General features: G+C 72.0%; 17 protein-coding genes. 11 read left to right on the top strand and 6 right to left on the bottom strand.

Going from position 1 to position 21,516, the window contains the following annotated elements; all coding sequences use genetic code 11:
• Positions 1-110: 110 nt before the first annotated feature.
• The 3 genes from ACGFT1_RS27440 to ACGFT1_RS27450 all read right to left on the bottom strand — a co-directional run bounded on the left by ACGFT1_RS27440 (position 111) and on the right by ACGFT1_RS27450 (position 3,053).
• Positions 111-995, bottom strand: coding sequence for an acyl-CoA thioesterase (locus tag ACGFT1_RS27440; RefSeq protein ID WP_373911667.1), 885 nt, complete (start codon positions 993-995; stop codon positions 111-113).
• Positions 996-1,031: 36 nt separating this feature from the next.
• Positions 1,032-2,189, bottom strand: coding sequence for an acyl-CoA dehydrogenase family protein (locus tag ACGFT1_RS27445; protein ID WP_356816556.1), 1,158 nt, complete (start codon positions 2,187-2,189; stop codon positions 1,032-1,034).
• A 267-nt stretch (positions 2,190-2,456) separates the two neighbouring features.
• Positions 2,457-3,053: a TetR/AcrR family transcriptional regulator gene (locus tag ACGFT1_RS27450; RefSeq protein ID WP_373911668.1), complete on the bottom strand. Its 597-nt coding sequence runs from the start codon at positions 3,051-3,053 to the stop codon at positions 2,457-2,459.
• A gap of 98 nt (positions 3,054-3,151) precedes the next feature.
• On the opposite strand from ACGFT1_RS27450, the gene ACGFT1_RS27455 reads away from it, so the two are divergent.
• The 11 genes from ACGFT1_RS27455 to ACGFT1_RS27505 all read left to right on the top strand — a co-directional run bounded on the left by ACGFT1_RS27455 (position 3,152) and on the right by ACGFT1_RS27505 (position 18,585).
• Positions 3,152-4,768 (top strand): carboxyl transferase domain-containing protein, encoded by a 1,617-nt coding sequence (locus ACGFT1_RS27455; RefSeq protein ID WP_373911669.1) that lies wholly within the window; start codon positions 3,152-3,154, stop codon positions 4,766-4,768.
• Positions 4,769-4,779: 11 nt separating this feature from the next.
• Complete coding sequence (locus tag ACGFT1_RS27460; RefSeq protein ID WP_373911670.1) at positions 4,780-6,720, top strand: acetyl-CoA carboxylase biotin carboxylase subunit; 1,941 nt, start codon at positions 4,780-4,782, stop codon at positions 6,718-6,720.
• Between the two features lie 17 nt (positions 6,721-6,737).
• Positions 6,738-7,661 carry a hydroxymethylglutaryl-CoA lyase gene (locus tag ACGFT1_RS27465; RefSeq protein WP_373911855.1) on the top strand — a complete coding sequence of 308 codons (924 nt, stop codon included), beginning with the start codon at positions 6,738-6,740 and terminating at the stop codon, positions 7,659-7,661.
• 5 nt (positions 7,662-7,666) lie between these two features.
• Positions 7,667-8,827, top strand: a complete 1,161-nt coding sequence (locus ACGFT1_RS27470) for an acyl-CoA dehydrogenase family protein (protein WP_373911671.1) — start codon at positions 7,667-7,669, stop codon at positions 8,825-8,827.
• Positions 8,828-9,001: 174 nt separating this feature from the next.
• Positions 9,002-10,048, top strand: coding sequence for an ABC transporter substrate-binding protein (locus ACGFT1_RS27475; RefSeq protein ID WP_373911672.1), 1,047 nt, complete (start codon positions 9,002-9,004; stop codon positions 10,046-10,048).
• A gap of 112 nt (positions 10,049-10,160) precedes the next feature.
• Positions 10,161-11,027, top strand: coding sequence for a siderophore-interacting protein (locus ACGFT1_RS27480; RefSeq protein ID WP_373911673.1), 867 nt, complete (start codon positions 10,161-10,163; stop codon positions 11,025-11,027).
• 111 nt (positions 11,028-11,138) lie between these two features.
• The gene (desA, locus tag ACGFT1_RS27485) at positions 11,139-12,581 is read left to right on the top strand and encodes a lysine decarboxylase DesA (RefSeq protein WP_373911674.1); all 1,443 of its coding nucleotides are present in this window, start codon (positions 11,139-11,141) and stop codon (positions 12,579-12,581) included.
• Positions 12,565-13,845, top strand: a complete 1,281-nt coding sequence (locus tag ACGFT1_RS27490; RefSeq protein WP_373911675.1) for a lysine N(6)-hydroxylase/L-ornithine N(5)-oxygenase family protein — start codon at positions 12,565-12,567, stop codon at positions 13,843-13,845. The genes desA and ACGFT1_RS27490 overlap by 17 nt, the downstream gene beginning before the upstream one ends.
• Entirely contained in the window at positions 13,842-14,366 is a 525-nt protein-coding gene (locus tag ACGFT1_RS27495) for a GNAT family N-acetyltransferase (protein ID WP_373911676.1), read from the top strand. Before ACGFT1_RS27490 ends, ACGFT1_RS27495 begins: the two co-directional genes overlap by 4 nt.
• Positions 14,363-16,132 (top strand): IucA/IucC family siderophore biosynthesis protein, encoded by a 1,770-nt coding sequence (locus tag ACGFT1_RS27500; RefSeq protein ID WP_373911677.1) that lies wholly within the window; start codon positions 14,363-14,365, stop codon positions 16,130-16,132. Before ACGFT1_RS27495 ends, ACGFT1_RS27500 begins: the two co-directional genes overlap by 4 nt.
• A 275-nt stretch (positions 16,133-16,407) precedes the next feature.
• Positions 16,408-18,585: a BTAD domain-containing putative transcriptional regulator gene (locus tag ACGFT1_RS27505; RefSeq protein ID WP_373911678.1), complete on the top strand. Its 2,178-nt coding sequence runs from the start codon at positions 16,408-16,410 to the stop codon at positions 18,583-18,585.
• A 56-nt stretch (positions 18,586-18,641) separates the two neighbouring features.
• Here the strand turns inward: ACGFT1_RS27505 and ACGFT1_RS27510 are convergent, their stop codons facing one another.
• The 3 genes from ACGFT1_RS27510 to ACGFT1_RS27520 all read right to left on the bottom strand — a co-directional run bounded on the left by ACGFT1_RS27510 (position 18,642) and on the right by ACGFT1_RS27520 (position 21,448).
• Positions 18,642-19,121: a LysE family translocator gene (locus ACGFT1_RS27510; RefSeq protein WP_373911856.1), complete on the bottom strand. Its 480-nt coding sequence runs from the start codon at positions 19,119-19,121 to the stop codon at positions 18,642-18,644.
• Positions 19,122-19,230: 109 nt separating this feature from the next.
• A complete protein-coding gene (locus ACGFT1_RS27515) occupies positions 19,231-20,505 on the bottom strand; it encodes an ATP-grasp domain-containing protein (RefSeq protein WP_373911679.1) in 1,275 nt (424 codons plus the stop codon).
• On the bottom strand, positions 20,492-21,448 hold the full coding sequence (locus ACGFT1_RS27520) for an alpha/beta hydrolase (protein ID WP_393734140.1): 957 nt from the start codon (positions 21,446-21,448) through the stop codon (positions 20,492-20,494). The genes ACGFT1_RS27515 and ACGFT1_RS27520 overlap by 14 nt, the downstream gene beginning before the upstream one ends.
• Between the last annotated feature and the right edge of the window lie 68 nt (positions 21,449-21,516).

The raw sequence follows: 21,516 nt of genomic DNA on the forward strand, positions 1-21,516 counted from the left end.
GGGGGGGGGGGGGGGGGGGGGGGGGGGGGGGGCCGGGGGGGGGGGGGGGGGGGGGGCCCCCGGGCGGGGGCCCCCCCCCCCCACGGCGGGTGCGGCCGGCAGGGGGCGGCTCAGCGCGGGACGCGGACGACGCCCTCCTGGATGACGGTGACGGCGAGCCGCCCGTCCTGGGTGTAGATACGGGCCTGGCCGAGACCGCGGCCGCCGTGGGCGGAGGGCGACTCCTGGTCGTACAGCAGCCACTCGTCGGCACGGAAGGGCCGGTGGAACCACATCGCGTGGTCCAGGGAGGCCCCGACGACGTCACCGACGGCCCAGCCGCCCCGGCCGTGCGCGAGCAGCACGGAATCGAGCAGGGTCATGTCGGAGACGTAGGTGGCGAGGACGACGTGCAGCAGGGGCTCGTCGAGGGCGCTGACGGCGCCGCCGAGCTTGCCGTTGGTGCGGAACCACACCTGGGAGTGCGGGTCACGAGGCTCGCCGAACCTCCCGTACGGCGGCTCGTCCACGTACCTGAGGTCGATCGCCTCGCGGGCCTCCAGGAAGCGCTCCACCACCTCGGGCGCGAGGTGGCCGTAGCCGCGCAGCCGCTCCGGGGAGGTGGGCAGGGTCGCCGGGTCGGGCGCGGGCGGCATGACGGCCTGGTGCTCCAGGCCCTCCTCGTCCGCCTGGAAGGACGCCGAGAGGTGGAAGATCGGCTTTCCGTGCTGGACGGCGACCACCCGGCGGGTGGTGAAGGACCGGCCGTCGCGGATGCGGTCCACGGTGTAGACGATCGGCGCGCCGGGGTCGCCGGGGCGCAGGAAGTAGGCGTGCAGGGAATGGGCGGGCCGGTCGGCGGGGACCGTGCGCCCCGCGGCGACCAGCGCCTGGGCCGCGACCTGCCCGCCGAAGACCCGGGGGACTACGGCGGAGCGGGAGCGGCCGCGGAAGATGTTCTCCTCGATCTGTTCGAGGTCGAGCAGATCGAGGAGATCCTGGAGTGCCTGGCTCATGGGTGTCGGTCGTACCGGCCGGCGGTTGCCCGGACCTTACAGACCCATGTCCTTGGCGATGATCGTCTTCATGATCTCGCTGGTGCCGCCGTAGATGCGGTTGACCCGGTTGTCCGCGTACAGGCGGGCGATCGGGTACTCGTTCATGTAGCCGTAGCCGCCGTGCAGCTGGAGGCAGCGGTCGATCACGCGGTGGGCGACCTCGGTGCAGAACAGCTTGGCGGAGGCGGCCTCGGCGGGGGTCAGCTCACCGGCGTCCAGGGCCTCCGTGGCGCGGTCGGCGACGGCCTCGGCGGCGTCCACCTCGGCCTGGCAGGCGGCCAGCTCGAACTTGGTGTTCTGGAAGTGGGCGACCGGCTTGCCGAAGACGGTGCGCTCCTGCACGTACTGCTTGGCGAACCGGACGGCGGCCTTGGCCTGCGCGTAGGCGCCGAAGGCGATGCCCCAGCGCTCGGAGGCCAGGTTGTGGCCGAGGTAGGAGAAGCCCTTGTTCTCCTCGCCGAGGAGGTCCTCGACCGGCACCTTGACGTCGACGAAGGCCAGCTCGGCGGTGTCGGAGGTCTTCAGGCCGAGCTTGTCGAGCTTGCGGCCGACGGAGTAGCCCTCGGACTTGGTGTCCACGGCGAACAGGGAGATGCCGTGGCGGCGGTCCTCGGCGGTCGGCGCGGCCGTACGGGCGCAGACGATCACCCTGTCGGCGTGCACGCCGCCGGTGATGAAGGTCTTGGCGCCGTTGAGGACGTAGTGCGTGCCGTCCTCGGAGAGCTTGGCGGTGGACTTCATGCCCGCGAGGTCGGAACCGGTGCCCGGCTCCGTCATCGCGATGGCCCACATCTCCTCGCCGGAGACGAACTTCGGCAGGTACCGCTTCTTCTGCTCGTCGGTGGCGAGCATCTTGATGTACGGCAGGGCGAGCAGGACGTGCACGCCGGAGCCGCCGAACTGGACGCCCGCGCGGGCCGTCTCCTCGTACATGACGGCTTCGAACTTGTGGGTGTCCAGGCCCGCGCCGCCGAACTCCTCGGGCACGCTGATGCCGAAGATGCCCAGCTCGCCCAGCTTGTAGTAGAAGTCGCGCGGCGCCTGGCCGGCGGCGAACCACTCGTCGTACACCGGGACGACCTCGGCCTCGATGAAGGAACGAAGAGTCTCCCGGAACGCCTCGTGATCCTCGTTGAACACCGTACGGCGCACGCCGCCACCGCCCTTCTTCGCGCCTGGACCGGCGCCGCTCTCGCGTACCTGGCTGCTCGCCCTCGGGCTTCCCCCGGCCGGTCTCCCCCGGCTGGGCGGCGACCCGATGGCTAAGCGCTTGCTCACTCAACCGTACCGGCCGGTAGGAAAGGTCGTCCAGGGGTTCGGCCGTAATGCTCGTCACGCGACCCGTCGCGGGCGGCCCCGGGGCGGCGGCCCCCACCCCGTCACTCCGGTGGCTCGGCCGCCGCCGCGAACGCGCCCCGCCTACTCCCCGGCCGCAGCCGCGAACGCGCCCCGCGCCATCCGGTGCAGCAGGGCCGCAGTCGTGCCCCGGCCGGGCAGTGTGCCGGCGCGGCCCAGGTGCGGGGTGGAGTTGAGCAGGCCGAAGACCGAGTGGACGGCCGAGCGGGCGGACGGCTCGGTCAGCCCCGGGTGCGCCTCGCGCACCACCTCCACCCACAGCTCCACGTACTGCCGCTGGAGCTGGCGCACCAGCTTGCGGTCGCTGTCGCGCAGCCGGTCCAGCTCGCGGTCGTGCAGGGTGATCAGGGGCCGGTCGTCCAGGGCGAAGTCGATGTGGCCCTCGACGAGCGAGTCCAGGACCCGGCTCGCGGGCACCCCGTCGGCTTCCGCCAGCCGCCGTCTGGCGCCGGTCAGCAGCTGGCCGCTGATGCCGACCAGCAGCTCGGCGAGCATCGCGTCCTTGCCCGGGAAGTGCCGGTAGAGACCGGGGCCGCTGATGCCGACCGCGGCGCCTATCTCGTCGACACCGACGCCGTGGAAGCCGCGCTCGGCGAAGAGCCGGGCGGCCTCCTTGAGGATCTGCTCGCGGCGGGTCGAGGCGTCGGTTCTGGTGACCATGCCGTCAATTCTAGACAGCGAGGTTAGCGGTCGTTAACCTTAAGGAAATGGTTAACGCTCATTAACAGGTTCGACCACCGGGTGAGGGGAACCGCAGGATGCAGGAGGCACCGGAGCTTCGGAGCGCGGCCGATCCCGCGTCGGAGGCATGGCGGGCCAACGAGGAGGGCCACCGGGCGCTGGTGGAGGAGCTGCGCGCCAAGCTGGCCGCGGCGGCGCTCGGCGGCGGCGAGAAGGCACGGGCGCGGCACACCGCGCGCGGCAAGCTGCTGCCCAGGGACCGGGTGGACACCCTGCTCGACCCGGGCTCGCCCTTCCTGGAACTGGCCCCGCTGGCGGCCGACGGGATGTACGACGGACAGGCCCCTGCGGCCGGCGTGATCGCCGGGATCGGCCGGGTCGGCGGACGCGCGTGCGTGATCGTCGCCAACGACGCCACCGTCAAGGGCGGCACGTACTACCCGATGACGGTGAAGAAGCACCTGCGCGCCCAGGAGGTGGCCCTCGACAACCGGCTGCCGTGCGTCTACCTGGTCGACTCCGGCGGCGCCTTCCTGCCGATGCAGGACGAGGTCTTCCCCGACCGGGACCACTTCGGGCGGATCTTCTACAACCAGGCGCGGCTGTCGGGCGCCGGGATCCCGCAGATCGCGGCGGTCCTCGGTTCCTGCACCGCAGGCGGCGCGTACGTCCCGGCGATGAGCGACGAGGCGGTCATCGTCCGCGGCCAGGGCACGATCTTCCTGGGCGGCCCGCCGCTGGTGAAGGCGGCCACCGGCGAGGTCGTCACGGCCGAGGAGCTGGGCGGCGGCGAGGTGCACTCCCGGATCTCCGGGGTCACCGACCACCTCGCCGAGGACGACGCGCACGCCCTGAGGATCGTCCGGAACATCGTGGCCACCCTGCCCGCCCGGCAGTCCCCGCCCTGGGAGGTGACGGCGCCCGCCGAGCCGAAGGTGGACCCGTACGGCCTGTACGGCGCCGTCCCGGTCGACTCCCGCACCCCCTACGACGTCCGCGAGATCATCGCGCGCGTGGTCGACGGCTCCCGGTTCGCCGAGTTCAAGAGCGAGTTCGGGCAGACCCTGGTCACCGGCTTCGCCCGGATCCACGGCCACCCCGTCGGGATCGTCGCCAACAACGGCATCCTGTTCTCCGAGTCCGCCCAGAAGGGCGCCCACTTCATCGAGCTGTGCGACCAGCGCGGCATCCCGCTGGTGTTCCTCCAGAACATCTCCGGCTTCATGGTCGGCAAGGACTACGAGGCGGGCGGCATCGCCAAGCACGGCGCCAAGATGGTGACGGCGGTGGCCTGCACGCGCGTGCCGAAGCTGACCGTGGTCGTCGGCGGCTCGTACGGCGCGGGCAATTACTCGATGTGCGGCCGGGCCTACTCCCCCCGCTTCCTGTGGATGTGGCCCAACGCCAAGATCTCCGTCATGGGCGGCGAGCAGGCCGCCAGCGTCCTCGCCACGGTCAAGCGCGACCAGCTGGAGGCGCGGGGCGAGGACTGGGCCGCCGAGGACGAGGAGTCCTTCAAGGCGCCGATCCGCGCGCAGTACGAGCGCCAGGGCAACGCCTACTACGCCACCGCCCGGCTCTGGGACGACGGCGTGATCGACCCGCTGGACACCCGTCAGGTCCTCGGGCTCGCCCTGACGGCCTGCGCCAACGCGCCTCTGGGAGATCCCCAGTTCGGCGTCTTCCGGATGTGAGGAGGGGAACCGTGTTCGACACAGTGCTGGTCGCCAACCGGGGCGAGATCGCCGTACGCGTGATCCGTACGCTGCGCTCGCTGGGCGTGCGCTCGGTGGCGGTCTTCTCCGACGCGGACGCCGACGCGCGGCATGTGCGGGAGGCCGACACGGCGGTACGGATCGGTCCGGCCCCGGCCGCCGAGAGCTATCTGTCGGTGGAGCGGCTCCTGGAGGCCGCCGCCCGCACCGGCGCCCGGGCCGTCCACCCGGGATACGGCTTCCTGGCGGAGAACGCGGGCTTCGCGCGCGCCTGCGAGGAGGCGGGCCTGGTCTTCATCGGCCCGCCGGCCGACGCGATCGCGCTCATGGGTGACAAGATCCGCGCCAAGGAGACGGTGCGGGCCGCCGGGGTGCCGGTGGTGCCGGGGTCGAGCGGCAGCGGGCTGTCCGATGCCGAGCTGGCCGCCGCCGCCCGCGAGATCGGCATGCCCGTGCTGCTCAAGCCGTCGGCCGGCGGCGGCGGCAAGGGCATGCGCCTGGTGCGGGACGAGAGCGCGCTGGCCGAGGAGATCGCCGCCGCCCGCCGCGAGGCGCGCGCCTCCTTCGGTGACGACACGCTGCTGGTGGAGCGGTGGGTCGACAGGCCGCGGCACATCGAGATCCAGGTGCTGGCCGACGGCCACGGCAATGTGGTGCACCTCGGCGAACGCGAGTGCTCCCTCCAGCGGCGGCACCAGAAGATCATCGAGGAGGCGCCCAGCGTGCTCCTCGACGAGCGGACCCGGTCCGCGATGGGCGAGGCGGCCGTGCAGGCGGCCCGCTCGTGCGGGTACCGGGGCGCGGGCACCGTGGAGTTCATCGTCCCCGGCAAAGACCCGGACTCGTACTACTTCATGGAGATGAACACCCGCCTCCAGGTGGAGCACCCGGTCACCGAACTCGTCACCGGGCTGGACCTCGTGGAGTGGCAGCTGCGGGTGGCGGCCGGGGAGCGGCTGGGCTTCGCGCAGGAGGACGTGCGCCTGACCGGGCACGCGGTGGAGGCCCGGATCTGCGCGGAGGACCCCGCGCGCGGCTTCCTCCCCTCCGGCGGAAGGGTGCTGCTGCTGGACGAGCCCGGCGGCGACGGCGTCCGCACCGACTCCGGGCTCAGCGAGGGCACCGAGGTCGGCAGCCTGTACGACCCGATGCTGTCCAAGGTCATCGCCTACGGCCCCGACCGCGAGACGGCGCTGCGCAGGCTGCGCGCGGCCCTCGCCGAGACGGTCACGCTGGGCGTGCAGACCAACGCGGGATTCCTGCGCCGCCTGCTGGGCCACCCGGCGGTCGTGGCCGGCGAGCTGGACACCGGGCTCGTGGAGCGGGTCGTGGACGAGCTGGTCACCACGGACGTCCCGGAGGAGGTGTACGAGGCGGCGGCGGCCGTCCGCCTGGAGGCGCTCCGGCCGCGCGCACAGGGCTGGGTGGACCCGTTCTCCGTGCCGAGCGGCTGGCGGCTCGGCGGCACCCCGAAGCCGCCCTCGTTCCCGCTGCGGGTGGCCGAACCGGTGACGTACAGCCCGCGCGGCACCCACACCGTGACCGATGACCGGGTGGCCGTCACCCTGGACGGCGTCCGGCACACCTTCCGCCGGGCCGGTGACTGGATCGGCCGGGACGGCGACGCCTGGCACGTGCGCGACCACGACCCGGTGGCCGCCTCACTGACCCGGGCCGGGCACGCGGGCGCCGACTCGCTGACCGCGCCCATGCCCGGCACGGTGACCGTGGTCAAGGTGGCCGTCGGCGACGAGGTGGCCGCCGGTCAGAGCCTGCTGGTGGTCGAGGCGATGAAGATGGAGCACGTCATCTCCGCCCCGCACGCCGGCACGGTCGCCGAGCTCGACGTCTCCCCGGGCTCGACGGTCGCCATGGACCAAGTGCTGGCCGTCATCGCCCCCCACGACGAGGAAGCGGAGGTGGCGCGGTGACCGCCGGCGCACTGCCCATGGTCGTACCGGCCCCGGACCTGCCCGCCCGGGTACGGATCCACGAGGTCGGCGCGCGGGACGGGCTGCAGAACGAGAAGACGGCCGTGCCCACCGCGGTGAAGGCCGAGTTCATCCGCCGCCTGGCCGGCGCGGGCCTGACGACCATCGAGGCGACGAGCTTCGTGCACCCCAAGTGGGTCCCCCAGCTGGCGGACGCCGAGGAACTGTATCCGCAGGTGAGCGACCTGGACGGGGTGGACCTGCCCGTCCTGGTCCCCAACCGGCGCGGCCTGGAGCGCGCGCTGGCGCTCGGCGCCCGCCGGGTCGCGGTGTTCGCCAGCGCCACCGAGTCCTTCGCGAAGGCCAACCTCAACCGCACCGTGGACGAGTCGCTGGCCGTGTTCGAGCCGGTGGTGCGGCAGGCGAAGGACGCCGGCGCGCATGTGCGCGGTTACGTGTCCATGTGCTTCGGCGACCCCTGGGAGGGCGCGGTGCCCTCGCGGCAGGCGGCCCGGGTCTGCACGGCCCTGCGGGACATGGGCTGTGACGAGCTGAGCCTGGGTGACACCATCGGGGTCGCCACCCCGGGCCAGGTCCAGGCCCTCCTCACCCTGCTGAACGAGCGGGGCGTGCCGACCCCCGCGCTCGGTGTGCACTTCCACGACACGTACGGCCAGGCGCTCGCCAACACCCTGGCCGCCCTGCGCCACGGCGTCACCACGGTCGACGCCTCCGCGGGCGGCCTCGGCGGCTGCCCGTACGCCAGGTCCGCCACCGGCAACCTCGCCACCGAGGACCTCGTCTGGATGCTGCGCGGGCTCGGCATCGAGACCGGCGTCGACCTCGGCCGTCTGACCGCCACCAGCGTGTGGATGGCCGAACAACTGGGCCGGCCCAGCCCGTCCCGTACCGTCCGCGCTCTCTCCCACAAGGACCAGTGATCAGCATGGACCACCGTCTCAGCTCCGAGCTGGAGGAACTCCGCCGAACGGTGGAGGAGTTCGCGCACGACGTGGTGGCGCCGAAGATCGGCGACTTCTACGAGCGGCACGAGTTCCCCTACGAGATCGTCCGCGAGATGGGCCGCATGGGCCTGTTCGGGCTGCCCTTCCCCGAGGAGTACGGCGGCATGGGCGGCGACTACCTCGCCCTCGGCATCGCCCTGGAGGAACTGGCCCGCGTCGACTCGTCGGTGGCCATCACCCTGGAGGCGGGCGTCTCCCTGGGTGCCATGCCGCTGCATCTCTTCGGCACCGAGGAGCAGAAGCGCCAGTGGCTGCCCCGCCTCTGCTCCGGCGAGATGCTGGGCGCGTTCGGCCTGACCGAGCCGGACGGCGGCAGCGACGCCGGTGCGACCCGCACGACGGCCCGCCTGGACCCGGACACGGACGAGTGGGTGATCAACGGCACGAAGTGCTTCATCACCAACTCGGGTACGGACATCACCGGCCTGGTGACGGTCACCGCGGTCACCGGCCGCAAGCCGGACGGCCGGCCGCGTATCTCGGCGATCATCGTCCCCGCCGGTACGCCCGGTTTCACGGTGGCCGCGCCGTACTCGAAGGTCGGCTGGAACGCATCCGACACCCGCGAACTGTCCTTCCAGGACGTCCGGGTCCCGGCCGCCAACCTGCTCGGCGAGGAGGGCCGCGGCTACGCCCAGTTCCTGCGCATCCTGGACGAGGGCCGCATCGCGATCGCGGCGCTCGCGACCGGGCTGGCGCAGGGCTGCGTGGACGAGTCGGTGAAGTACGCCAGGGAGCGGCACGCCTTCGGCCGGCCGATCGGCGCCAACCAGGCGATCCAGTTCAAGATCGCCGACATGGAGATGAAGGCGTACACCGCCCGGCTGGCCTGGCGGGACGCGGCCTCACGGCTCGTGGCGGGCGAACCCTTCAAGAAGGAGGCGGCGCTGGCCAAGCTGCACTCCTCCACGGTCGCCGTCGACAACGCCCGCGACGCCACCCAGATCCACGGCGGCTACGGCTTCATGAACGAGTACCCGGTGGCCCGCATGTGGCGCGACTCCAAGATCCTGGAGATCGGCGAGGGCACGAGCGAGGTCCAGCGCATGCTGATCGCCCGCGAACTGGGCCTGGTGAGCTGAGACAGGGGTGAGCTGAGGCAGGCGCGCACCACGCCGGGCAACTCCGGCCGGTACGCGGGCGGGACGCCGGCCGGGGTGCGGAGCGACCGCCCACTGGACGTCAGGTGAGGTTAGGCTAACCTACCTTTGACTTGTCCGGTGGGCGTCTCGCCCCGTTCGAAAGCAGTCGCACCCATGCCCCATGCCCGTGCCACCCACCTCACTCGCCGCGGTCTGCTCGCCGCGGGCGGCGCCCTCGGACTCGGTGCCGCGCTCGCGGCCTGCGGGGACGACCGGGGCAAGGACACCGGCTCCGGCAAGGGGACGACGGCCGGCGGGTCCGGCCCCTGGTCGTTCAAGGACGACCGGGGCACCACCGTGAAGCTGGACGAGATCCCGGCGAACATCGTCGCCTTCACCGGTGTCGCCGCCGCGCTGTACGACTACGGCGTCCGGGTGAAGGGCGTCTTCGGCCCGACGAGGACCAGCGGCGGCAAGCCCGACGTCCAGGCCGGCGACATGGACATCAGCAAGGTGACCGTCCTCGGCAACGCCTGGGGCCAGTTCAGCATCGAGAAGTACGCCGCCCTCGCACCGGACGTGCTCATCAGCACGATGTTCGACGGCGCCGGCACCCTCTGGTACGTCCCCGACGAGTCGAAGAAGAAGATCTCCCAGCTGGCGCCCAGCGTCGGCATCTCGGTCTACGACCGCCCGCTCACCGAGCCGCTCCGGCGGATGTGGGAGCTGGCCGGGTCACTGGGCGCGGACCTGAAGGCCGCCCGGGTGACCGCGGCGAAGAAGCGGTTCGAGGACGCCGCCGCCCGGCTGCGCGCCGCCGCCAGGGCGAAGCCCGGCATCAAGGTGATGGCCGCCAGCGCGAGCGACCAGCTGTTCTACGTGTCCGGTAGCGACCTCTCCATCGACCTGGAGTACTTCAAGTCCCTCGGGGTCGACCTCGTGGAGCCGCCGGCAAGCGCCAAGGCCAGGGGCGGCGGCTGGTACGAGTCGCTGAGCTGGGAGAACGTCGACAAGTACCGGGCCGACATCATCATGATGGACGACCGCACCTCGGCCATCCAGCCGGCCGACATCACCAAGGCCACCTGGAAGAAGCTGCCCGCCGTGAAGGCCGGCCAGGTCATCTCCCGCTCCCCGGAGCCGATCCTCTCCTACGACAAGTGCGTGCCGCTGCTCACCGGCCTCGCCGAGGCACTGGAGAAGGCCAGGAAGGTCAGCTAGGGCCCGCCGAAGGGCCCGTCCGCGTCCGGGCGAGCGCGGGCTCGTCGCGGCTCGTCGCGGTTCCCGGCGCCCCCTCCGGCTCGCCGCCTCCCCGCACCCCTCAGGAGCTTCCATGACAACGGCCGTGGCCGCCCCGTTCCGCTTCTTCGCCCTCCAGGTCGTACGGACGAGGCGGCTCGGCCCGTCCCTGGTCCGGGTGACCTTCACCGGCCCCGATCTGCACGCCTTCCGGTCCCACGGCCGGGACCAGTCCCTGTCCCTGTTCCTGCCGCACCCGGGGCAGGCCGAGCCGGTCGTCCCGCTGGAGCTGGGCGACCGCTGGTGGCAGGGCTGGCGCGAACTCCCGGACGACGTGAGGGCGGTGATGCGCTCGTACACACTGCGGGCCCTGCGGCGCGACGCCCTGGGGCAGACGGCCGAGATCGACATCGACTTCGCGCTGCACGGGGTCGGACCGGATGCCGCCGCCCCCGCCGGGCCGGCTTCCCGCTGGGCCGCGCGGGCCGCCGCCGGGGACCGGGTGCTGCTGCTCGGCCCGGCCCTCGCCGACAACCGCGCGATCCGCTTCCGTCCGCCCGGTGACACCGGCCTCGTGGTGCTGTGCGGCGACGGGACGGCCGTGCCCGCGGCGACCGCCATCCTCGAATCACTGCCCGCCGGCACCCCGGCGCGGGCCTGGCTGGAGGTGCCGCACGCCGGGGACGTCCAGGAGGTGCACACGGCGGCCGACGCGGAGATCACCTGGCTGGTGCGGGGCGACGGCACGGACGCGCCGGCCCCCACGGCCGTCGACGCCGTACGGGCCGCCGGGCTCACGGGCGCCGGCAGGCCGTACGTGTGGATCGCGGGCGAGTCCGGTCAGGTCAAGGCGCTGCGGCGGTACTTCGTCACCGAGTGCGGCGTGGACCGGCGGCGCGTCACCTTCGTCGGGTACTGGCGGCGGGGGATGACGGAGGAGCAGCTCCGCGCCGCCGAATGACCGGCCGCGGCCACGGCGCCGACCGCCGGTGAGGCACGCCCTGGCTCAGGAATTTTAGGTTAGGCTAACCTAAGTTGATCCCGACGGACCGTCCCCTCGGAGGACCCCCGCATGCGTTCCCACCTGCTCAATGGCCTCACCGCGGAGCACTACCGCCGCTCCGTGACCGAAGGAGTCGAGCGGGTGGCGGCCAAACTCGCCACCACCGGACGTCCGTTCACCGGCGTCACCGCGGACGCGCTCGCGCCCCGCATCGACGCGGTCGACCTCGACCGCCCCCTGGGCGACACCTCCGCCGCCCTGGACGAGCTGGAGGACGTCTACCTCCGGGACGCGGTCTACTTCCACCACCCCCGCTACCTCGCCCACCTCAACTGCCCCGTCGTCATCCCGGCGGTGCTCGCCGAGGCCGTGCTCAGCGCGGTCAACTCCTCCCTGGACACCTGGGACCAGTCGGCCGGCGGCACCCTCATCGAGCGCAGGCTCGTCGACTGGACGGCCGCCCGCGCCGGCCTCGGCCCGTCCGCCGACGGCGTGTTCACCTCCGGCGGCACCCAGTCCAACCTCCAGGCGCTGCTGCTGGCCCGGGAGGAGGCCAAGACCGGCAGCCCGGCGACACTGCGCGTCTTCGCCTCCGAGGCGAGCCACTTCAGCGTCAGGAAGTCCGCGAAACTCCTCGGCCTGGGGCAGGACGCCGTCGTCACGATCCCCGTCGGCCACGACAAGCGCATGCGGACGGTGGCCCTCGCGCACGAGCTGGAGCGCTGCGCGAAGGACGGCCTGGTCCCCATGGCCGTCGTCGCCACCGCCGGCACCACCGACTTCGGCTCCATCGACCCGCTGCCGGAGATCGCCGGGCTGTGCGCACAGTACGGCGTCTGGATGCACGTCGACGCCGCCTACGGCTGCGGGCTGCTCGCCTCGCTCAGGTACCGGGACCGGCTCGCCGGCATCGAGCGCGCCGACTCGGTCACCGTCGACTACCACAAATCCTTCTTCCAGCCCGTGAGTTCGTCGGCCCTTCTGGTGCGGGACGCGGCCACCCTGCGGCACGCCACCTACCACGCGGAGTACCTCAACCCGCGCCGCATGGTACAGGAACGTATCCCCAACCAGGTCGACAAGTCCCTCCAGACCACTCGCCGCTTCGACGCCCTGAAACTGTGGCTCACCCTGCGCACGATGGGCGCCGACGGCATCGGACAGCTCTTCGACGAGGTCTGCGACCTGGCACGGGAGGGCCACCGGCTGCTCGCCGCCGACCCGCGCTTCGACGTCGTCGTCGAGCCGACCCTGTCCACCCTCGTCTTCCGCTACGTCCCGGCGGCCGTCACCGACCCGGCCGCGACCGACCGGGCCAACCTGTACGCCCGCAAGGCCCTGTTCGCCTCCGGTGACGCCGTGGTCGCGGGCACCAAGGTGGCCGGCCGCCACTACCTGAAGTTCACCCTGCTCAACCCCGAGACCACGACGGCCGACATCGCCGCCGTCCTCGACTTGATCGCCGGCCATGCCGAGCAGTACCTGGGAGAGTCTCTTGACCGCGCGTCCTGAAGCCCACCGCACCCACGACTTCGTGGGCATCGGGCTCGGTCCCTTCAATCTCGGCCTCGCCTGCCTCACCGAGCCGATCGCCGAACTGGACGGCGTCTTCCTGGAGTCCAAGCCCGACTTCGAGTGGCACGCCGGCATGTTCCTGGACGGCGCCCACCTCCAGACCCCGTTCCTGTCGGACCTGGTCACCCTGGCCGATCCGACGTCGCCCTTCTCCTTCCTCAACTACCTCAAGGAGAAGGGCAGGCTGTACTCGTTCTACATCCGCGAGAACTTCTACCCGCTGCGCGTCGAGTACGACGACTACTGCCGCTGGGCCGCGCACCGGCTGAGCAGCGTGCGCTTCGGCGCGACGGTCACCGAGGTGACGTACGAGGACCAGGACGAGACGTACGTCGTGCGCACCGGGGACGGTGACACCTACCGCGCCCGGCACCTGGTCCTCGGCACCGGCACCCCGCCCCACCTCCCGGACGCCTGCCGGGACCTGGGCGGCGACTTCATCCACAACTCCCGCTACCTGCACCACAAGGCGGACCTCCAGCGCAAGAAGTCGATCACCCTGATCGGCAGCGGCCAGTCGGCGGCCGAGATCTACCACGACCTGCTCGGTGAGATCGACGTCCACGGCTACCAGCTGAACTGGGTCACCCGCTCCCCCCGCTTCTTCCCGCTCGAATACACCAAGCTCACGCTGGAGATGACCAGCCCGGAGTACGTCGACTACTTCCACGCCCTCCCCGAGGCGACCCGCTACCGCCTCACCGACGCGCACAAGGGCCTGTTCAAGGGCATCGACGGCGACCTGGTCGACGCGATCTTCGACCTGCTCTACCGCAAGAGCCTGCGCGGTCCGGTCCCCACCCGGCTGCTCACCAACTCCGCGCTCACCGGCGCCCGCCACGAGGACGGCGGGTACGTCCTGGAGCTGCGCCAGGAGGAGCAGGAGAAGGACTACGAGCTGACCAGCGAGGGCCTGATCCTGGCCACCGGCTACCGGTACACCGAACCGGAGTTCCTGCGGCCCGTCCGCCACCGGCTGCGCTACGACGGCCGGGGCAACTTCGACATCGCCCGCAACTACACCGTCGACCGCACCGGCCGGGGCGTCTTCCTTCAGAACGCCGGCGTCCACACCCACAGCATCACCAGCCCCGACCTGGGCATGGGCGCGTACCGGAACGCGTACATCATCCGTGAGCTGCTCGGCACGGAGTACTACCCGGTCGAGAAGACCATCGCCTTCCAGGAGTTCGCCGTATGACCTTCACCTTCCGTCCCGTCGCCCCCTCCAGGGACGCGGAGCTGCTGCACTCCTGGGTCACCCATCCCAAGGCGGTCTTCTGGATGATGCAGGACGCGACCGAGGCGGACGTCGAACGCGCCTACGCGGAGATCGCGGCGGACGAGCACCACCACGCGCTGCTCGGGCTGCGCGACGGCGTCCCCGCCTTCCTCATGGAGACGTACGACCCCGCGCACCGGGAACTGACCGGGCTGTACGAGCCGCGGCCCGGGGACGTCGGCATGCACTTCCTCGTGCCGGCGACCGGCACGCCCGTGCACGGGTTCACCCGGTCCGTCATCACCGCCGTGCTGGCCCGCCTCTTCCAGGACCCGGCGGTGGCCCGCGTCGTCGTCGAGCCCGACGTCCGCAACACGGCCGTGCACGCCCTGAACGCGGCCGTCGGGTTCGTACCCGAGCGGGAGATACAGAAGCCGGAGAAGAAGGCCCTGCTGAGTTTCTGCACCCGCGAACGGTTCGAGCGGGCGGTGGCCGCGTGACCCCCGCCGACGCCGTGGCCCACCTGTCCCCCGAGCGCTGGGAGAGGGCCAACCGGCTGCTGGTCCGCAAGGCGCTCGCCGAGTTCGCGCACGAGCGGCTGCTCACCCCCGAACCGGACGGCGACGCGTACACCGTGCGCAGCGACGACGGGCACACCACCTACCGGTTCACCGCCGTACGGCGGGCCCTGGACCACTGGCAGGTCGACGCCGGCTCCGTCACCCGGCACCGCGACGGGGACCGGCTGCCCCTGGCCGCGCTCGACTTCTTCCTGGAGTTCCGGCGCTCCCTGGGACTGAGTGACGAGATCCTGCCGGTCTATTTGGAGGAGATCTCCTCCACTCTCTCCAGCACCTGCTACAAACTCGCCAAGCCGCCGGTGACCTCCGCCGAGCTGGCCCGCGGCGGATTCCAGACCATCGAGACCGGGATGACCGAGGGCCACCCCTGCTTCGTCGCGAACAACGGACGGCTCGGCTTCGGCAGCCACGAGTACCTGGCGTACGCCCCCGAGACGGCGAACCCCGTCCACCTGGTGTGGCTCGCCGCCCACCGCTCGCGGGCCGCGTTCACGGCGGGCGCCGGGATCGCGTACGAGTCCTTCCTGCGCGAGGAGCTGGGCGAACCGGCGGTGCGCCGGTTCCACGCCGTCCTCACCGGCCGGGGCCTCGACCCCGCCGACTACCTGTTCCTCCCGGTCCACCCCTGGCAGTGGTGGAACAAGCTCAGCGTCACGTTCGCCGCCGAGGTGGCCCGGGACCACCTGGTGTGCCTCGGCGAAGGCGACGACGAGTACCTGGCACAGCAGTCGATCCGCACGTTCTTCAACACCAGTGACCCGCGCAAGCACTATGTGAAGACCGCCCTGTCGGTGCTCAACATGGGGTTCATGCGGGGCCTGTCGGCCGCCTACATGGAGGCGACCCCCGCCATCAACGACTGGCTGGCCCAGCTGATCGAGAACGACCCGGTGCTGAGGTCGACAGGCCTGACGATCATCCGGGAGCGGGCGGCCGTCGGCTACCGGCACCTGGAGTACGAACAGGCCACCGACCGCTACTCGCCGTACCGCAAGATGCTGGCCGCGCTGTGGCGGGAGAGCCCGGTGTCCTCGCTGCGGGACGGCGAATCCCTCGCGACCATGGCCTCCCTGCTGCACGTGGACCACCGGGGCGCCTCCTTCGCGGGCGCGCTGATCGAGCGCTCCGGCCTCGGGCCCACCGCGTGGCTGCGGCAGTACCTGCGGGCCTACTACACCCCGCTGCTGCACAGCTTCTACGCCTACGACCTGGTGTTCATGCCGCACGGCGAGAACACGATCCTGGTGCTGAAGGACGGTGCCGTACAGCGCGCGGTGTACAAGGACATCGCCGAGGAGATCGCCGTCATGGACCCGGACGCGGCCCTGCCGCCACAGGTGCGGCGGATCCGGGTGGAGGTGCCGGACGAGTTGAAGCTGCTGTCGGTCTTCACCGACGTCTTCGACTGCTTCTTCCGCTTCCTCGCCGCCCTCCTGGCCGACGAGGGCGTCCTGGCGGAGGACGGCTTCTGGCGGACGATCGCCGAGGTGACCCGCGAATACCAGGAGGCCAACCCCCAGCTGGCGGACAAGTTCGGCCAGTACGACATGTTCGCGCCCGAGTTCCCCCTGTCCTGTCTCAACCGGCTCCAGCTGCGCGACAACCGGCAGATGGTGGACCTCGCCGATCCGTCCGGCGCGCTCCAGCTGGCCGGCAGCCTGAAGAACCCCCTCGCGGGCCACTGAGGGCCGGCCGGCGGACGGGCATCCCGGAGTACGGTCCTCCGGGGTGCCCGTCAACTTCCTTTTCGGACAACAATATGTGACTTGAATTCTGCCGTGCCTCCGGGGACTTTTACCGGGTACCGAGTCGTTCACCAGAGTGTCAATTGCGGTATCCAGCCACTCGATCTACGATCATTCCCGATCGAGCGGTGCCGGGGATCAGAGATCAAAAAGTCGAGATCACCCGGGGACATTCTGATCACGAGCTGAGCCATCACTCGGCGGCGGGGGGGACCATGTCGAACCTTCGAAGTGCGGGAACGGCCACGAGCCATCGACCCCATCCGGCAGAACCGCTTCCCGTCCGCACCCAGATCCGCACGTTCCGGCAGCGCACGGGACTGACGCAGCGTCAGTTTGCCGAGCTGGCCGGGGTCGGCGTGCGGACCCTGCGGGACATCGAGAGCGGCCGGGTGGAACAGCCGCAGGAGCGAACCCTGCGCAGCCTGGCGGTCGTCCTCGGACTCGACGTCGACGACCTACGGCGTTCCATGACCAGTATGCGTAAACCCGTCGATCAGGACGGAGCGGGCCTTCGTATCGGCATTCTCGGCGCCCTGACCATCGAACGCGACGGCGTCGTCAGCGAAGTGCGCGCTTTCAAACTGCGGCGCTTATTGTCCCTGCTGGCGCTCTGCCACCCGCAGCCGGCCGGGCTCGACGAAATAGGCAGCACCCTCTGGCCGGAGGAGCCGCCGCGCTCCTACCAGAACCTCATCCACACCTACGTGAGCCAGGCGCGCGGGCTGCTGCGCCCCCCGGAGTCCGGCCCCGACGGCCAGGCCACCTCGTACCTGATCCGCACACCGACCGGCTACGCGCTGTCCCTGGGCCGCGACCAGGTCGACCTGACCCGGTTCCGGAGCCTGGCGGAGAAGGCGCGGCAGGCCCACGCCGCCGGGGAGGCCAGGGCCGCCTACGAGTTCGCCTCGCTCGCCCACCACTGCTGGCGCGGCCCGATCCTGGCGGACGAGCCGGTGCTAGCCCTGCATCCGGCGGCCACGGCCGCGGTCCGCCGGCGGATCGAGAACCTGCTGCTGTACGCGGATCTCGCCCTGCGGTTCCGGCAGCCCGAGCAGGTGGTGCCGGCGCTGCGGGCCGCCGCCGAGGACGAACCGCTGCACGAGGGACTCCAGGCGCGGCTCATGCTGGCCCTGGCCAGCTGCGGCGAGCAGTACGAGGCACTGCGGGTGTACGCCGACGTCACCCAGCGCCTCGACGGCGAACTGGGCCTCCAGCCCGGACCGGAGCTGCGCCGGGCCCATCTGCGGGTTCTCCAGCAGGAGCTGACCTGGCCCGGGAACGGGCCGCTCACCCGGCAGCCGGCGGACACCCAGCGGCCGCCCGGACCGGCGGCCCCCCATCCGCCGCCGGAGGTCAGGCCGTCGCAGCTGCCCGCGCGGACCCGGCACTTCGTCGGGCGCACCGCCCAGATCCGCGACCTGGACCAGCTGTTCCTCGCCGCCGGCGAACGGGACGGGCAGGTGCCGGCCGCCCTGGTCACCGGGCCGCCCGGCGTGGGCAAGACGGCGCTGGCACTGCGGTGGGCGCACCGGGTGCTCGACCGCTTCCCCGACGGGCAGCTCTACATCGACCTGCACGGCCACGCGCGCCGGGGTCCCCTCGACGCCCTGACGGCCCTGGCCTCGTTCCTTCGCGCCCTCGGTGTCCCGGACGGCAGCATCCCGGACACCCTGGACGAGGCGGCGAACCTGTTCCGCACCCGGCTGGCGGGCCGGAGGGTGCTGGTGGTCCTGGACAACGCCCGCGACGAGGACCAGATACGGCCCCTGATCCCCGGTGACGCGGGCTGCGCCGTGCTCGTCACCAGCCGCAACACGCTGCCCGGCCTGGTGGCCAGGGACGGGGTCCGGCGGGTCTGCGTGGACGCGCTCGACGACGAGGACGTGCTCGCCCTGCTCGGGCGGCTGCTGGGGCCCGAGCGGGTCGGGGCGGAGGCGCTGGCCGCCATGGCACTGGGCCGGTACTGCGGCGGGCTGCCGCTGATGGTGCGGATCCTCGCCACGCGTCTGGCGCAGCATCCCTGCCTCAGCATCGCGCAGTACTACGTGGAGTTGCAGGACGCCGGGCTCTTCCGCCGGCCCTCCGTCCCGGGGGACCTGCTGCTGTCCTCCGTCCAGACGGCCTTCGAGCTGTCCTACACGGCGCTCCCGGAGCCGGCGCGCCGGGTGTTCCGGCTGCTCGGCCGGTCCGACGGCAACAGCATCACCGCGTACTCCCTCGCCGACGCCGCCGGCATGACGCCCGCGGAGACGAGGTGGATCCTGTACCGCCTGGTCGACGCGAGTCTGCTGCGGGAGCACGCGCCCGGCCGGTTCAGCATGTCCCCCCCGCTGCTGCGGTACGCGCAGGCGCTGTCCGAGCAGGAGGAGGAGCGCTTCCAGAAGGTCTGAGCGGCCCGGAGCCGCCGGACCCGGGCGGGGGCCGGCTCCGGGCCGGTGGGGAGCGCTCATCCGCCGAGGGCCAGACGCACCGCGAACACGCCGAAGACGGCGGCGGTGAGCCCATTGGTCAGCCGCTGGGCCGACGCGGAGTTCAGGTGCCGGGCCAGCCGGTGCACCAGCCTCATCCAGGTCAGCAGCCATACGAGCACGAGCACGAGGTAGCAGGCGGCCAGAACCACCACTCCGGCTGTCGGGTCCACCCCGGCCGGCACGAACTGCGGCAGGAACGCCATCAGGAAGATGCCGACCTTGGGGTTGGAGCCGGTGCACAGCAGTCCCAGGGCGAAGGCCCGGCGCCTGCCGTGCGGGGGCCCGTCCGGCTGCGCCGGTTCCCCGGGGCCGGGGTCCTCGGGCCGGGGCGGGCGCAGGGCCGCGCGCAGGGCCCGGTAGGCCCAGACGAGCAGGACGGCGGCACCCGCCCAGCGGAAGGCGGTGAACAGGTCCGGGCGCGCGGCGAGCAGCGCGGCCAGGCCCAGGGCGCCCAGGGCCGCCTGGGCGGCGAGCCGGCCAGCACCAGGCGGGTGATCAGGGCCAGGTCGGGACCCGGCGCCATGATCACCACCAGTGAACTCGTCAGGAACGCGAGCGCGTTGATCACGGCTCTCCGATGACCAGCCGCTGTTCCAGGGCGCGGACGGCCCGGTAGTCCCGCTCGATCTGCTCCTCGTCCGGGTGGGCGAGGATCACGAACCCGAAGTTGAGGCTGTCGACCAGGTCCCGGGTGACGGGCACGTGGTCCCCGTCGGACAGGTTCTGCACCGAGAAGTGGTGGCTCGGCAGCGTCCGGATCTCGTCCAGGACGGCGGTGCCGCGTACCTCCCCGGAGCGGCGGGCCATGTGGAAGACGCACATCTGGTGGGTCAGCAGCTCGTAGCTCTGCGGCAGTTCGCCCCCGGTCAGCCAGCGCACCGTCCGGTCGATCTGGCTGTCGCCGGTGGCGTTGCGGTTGAACCGGGGCTGGCCGCCGCCGTGCGGGCGGGCGCCCAGCTCGATGAGGACGGGACCGTCGGCGGTGCCCATCACCTCGACATGGGCGGAGCCGAAACGGACGCCCACCGCGTCCAGTACCCCGAAGACGTACTCGGCCAGGACCGCGACGGCGGGTTCGTCCGGCGGCAGCCAGCGCATGGTGTCGTAGACGGCCATGTGCGGGCCGTTGTCGACCTTGCCGTAGGCGCAGACGTCGACGAGGGAGTGCTTGCCGTCGTGGCTGAAGGTGTCCACCACGTACTCGGTGCCGGTGACGAACTTCTGCACGAGCAGCCGGTCGTCGACCTCGCCGAACTGGTTGACCCGGCCGATCTGCCGCTCGAACACGGCCCGCCAGTCCGTGCCGCCCTGCACCTTGACGACACCGTCCGTGCTGGCGCTCTTCGGCGGCTTGATGACGAGGTCGGCGCCGGACAGGCCCTCGCGTTCCAGCCAGGCCGCCGCCTCCTCGACGTCGGAGGTGCACAGCTGAGGGATGACGGGCAGCCCGGCCGCGCGTACGGCGTCGGCCATGCGGCTCTTGTCCCGGCGGGCCTCGGCCAGCTCCGGCACGTTGCTCAGCCCGGGCAGCACCCGGGGGGCGAGCCGCTCGGCCAGTTCCACGCCGGACTCGCAGCCGGCGATGACACAGCGCGGCTCCAGCGCCCGTACCCGGCGCACGACGTCGTCCAGATCGCCTTCGTACACGATGGCGTCGGGGAAGTCCTGCGGCCGGTAGGAGGAGGCGAACGCCTCGGGCGGGCTCGGGCTGCTCAGCACGGCCGCGACCGGGACGCCCCGGCCCCGCAGCGCCTCGGTGAACAGGGCTCCCGAGGAGTAGGGGTCGACGATGACGCAGGGGCCGGGCCCCGGCCCGGCGAGCGGGTCAGTGCCGGCCATCGGCGCTCTCCTTCGCCGCCAGGGCGGAGACGGCGGCGCAGTAGCGGGCGAAGAAGTCGGCCGCGGGCTCGCTGACCCGCCGGGCGCGCACCGGGGCGTGCACCATGCCCTCCTCCCGCACATACGTCACGGGCGTGCCGTGCTCCCTGAGCAGGGCGGTGTACTTCTCCGCGTCCACGCACAGCGAGTCCATCGCGCAGCCGACGACGTAGGCCGGCGGCAGGTCGTGGAACCCGGCGCCCAGCAGCGGCGAGACGTAGGGGTCGGTGGCCTGTTCCGGCTCCGGGCAGTAGCAGGCCGTGTAGAACTCCATCTCGCCGCCGGAGAGCAGGGGGGCGTCCTCGCCGCCGTGCCGCCAGCGGGTGAAGTCCAGTACCGGGCTGATCACGGCCTGGCCGCGCAGCCGGGGGCCGCCGCGGTCGCGGGCGATCATCGACAGCACGACGGCCATGTTGGCCCCGGAACTCTCGCCGCAGATCACCGCGCCGTCCGGGTCGAGGTCGCCCAGTCCGAGCCCGGGCAGGTCGGCGAGGGTGCCGCAGAGGCCGGCGTAGCAGTCCTCCAGCGGGCCGGGGAAGGGGTTCTCCGGCGCCATGCCGAAGTCCAGGGCTATGGTCACCAGGCCGGTGCGGTCGGCCAGTTCGGCGACCAGGCTGTGGTGGCTGTGCAGCGAGCCGATGACGAAGCCGCCGCCGCGGATGTAGAAGAGCACGGCGTCGCCGGCCCGTTCGGCCGGCTCGTAGATGCGGATCCGCGCGGTGCGGCCCTCGTGCACGACGGTCGCGTCCCGGTGCCGGACCCCGTCGGGGACGGGGATGGGAAGGACCTCGGTCAGCGAGTCGTACAGGACGCGCTGCCGGTCGACGGGGTAGGTGTAGAAGTCGGGCGGCAGCGCGCCGTTCACGGTTTCCACGAACTTCTCGATGCCATCGGCGTACGCCATGCGCAGCTCGCTCACTTCCGGGGGACTGGGTGCCGGAACCCACGGCACGGACTGAAGGGGTGGGACGG

This window comes from Streptomyces sp. Y20 (assembly GCF_043195475.1).
GTDB lineage: Bacteria > Actinomycetota > Actinomycetes > Streptomycetales > Streptomycetaceae > Streptomyces.

Coding starts and splice junctions, on each gene's coding strand:
- ACGFT1_RS27455 (WP_373911669.1), top strand. CDS start 3,152: ATGCAGGAGGCACCGGAGCTTCGGAGCGCGGCCGATCCCGCGTCGGAG.
- desA (WP_373911674.1), top strand. CDS start 11,139: ATGCGTTCCCACCTGCTCAATGGCCTCACCGCGGAGCACTACCGCCGC.
- ACGFT1_RS27480 (WP_373911673.1), top strand. CDS start 10,161: ATGACAACGGCCGTGGCCGCCCCGTTCCGCTTCTTCGCCCTCCAGGTC.
- ACGFT1_RS27450 (WP_373911668.1), bottom strand. CDS start 3,053: ATGGTCACCAGAACCGACGCCTCGACCCGCCGCGAGCAGATCCTCAAG.
- ACGFT1_RS27505 (WP_373911678.1), top strand. CDS start 16,408: ATGTCGAACCTTCGAAGTGCGGGAACGGCCACGAGCCATCGACCCCAT.
- ACGFT1_RS27515 (WP_373911679.1), bottom strand. CDS start 20,505: ATGGCCGGCACTGACCCGCTCGCCGGGCCGGGGCCCGGCCCCTGCGTC.
- ACGFT1_RS27495 (WP_373911676.1), top strand. CDS start 13,842: ATGACCTTCACCTTCCGTCCCGTCGCCCCCTCCAGGGACGCGGAGCTG.
- ACGFT1_RS27440 (WP_373911667.1), bottom strand. CDS start 995: ATGAGCCAGGCACTCCAGGATCTCCTCGATCTGCTCGACCTCGAACAG.
- ACGFT1_RS27475 (WP_373911672.1), top strand. CDS start 9,002: ATGCCCCATGCCCGTGCCACCCACCTCACTCGCCGCGGTCTGCTCGCC.
- ACGFT1_RS27465 (WP_373911855.1), top strand. CDS start 6,738: ATGGTCGTACCGGCCCCGGACCTGCCCGCCCGGGTACGGATCCACGAG.
- ACGFT1_RS27470 (WP_373911671.1), top strand. CDS start 7,667: ATGGACCACCGTCTCAGCTCCGAGCTGGAGGAACTCCGCCGAACGGTG.
- ACGFT1_RS27520 (WP_393734140.1), bottom strand. CDS start 21,448: ATGGCGTACGCCGATGGCATCGAGAAGTTCGTGGAAACCGTGAACGGC.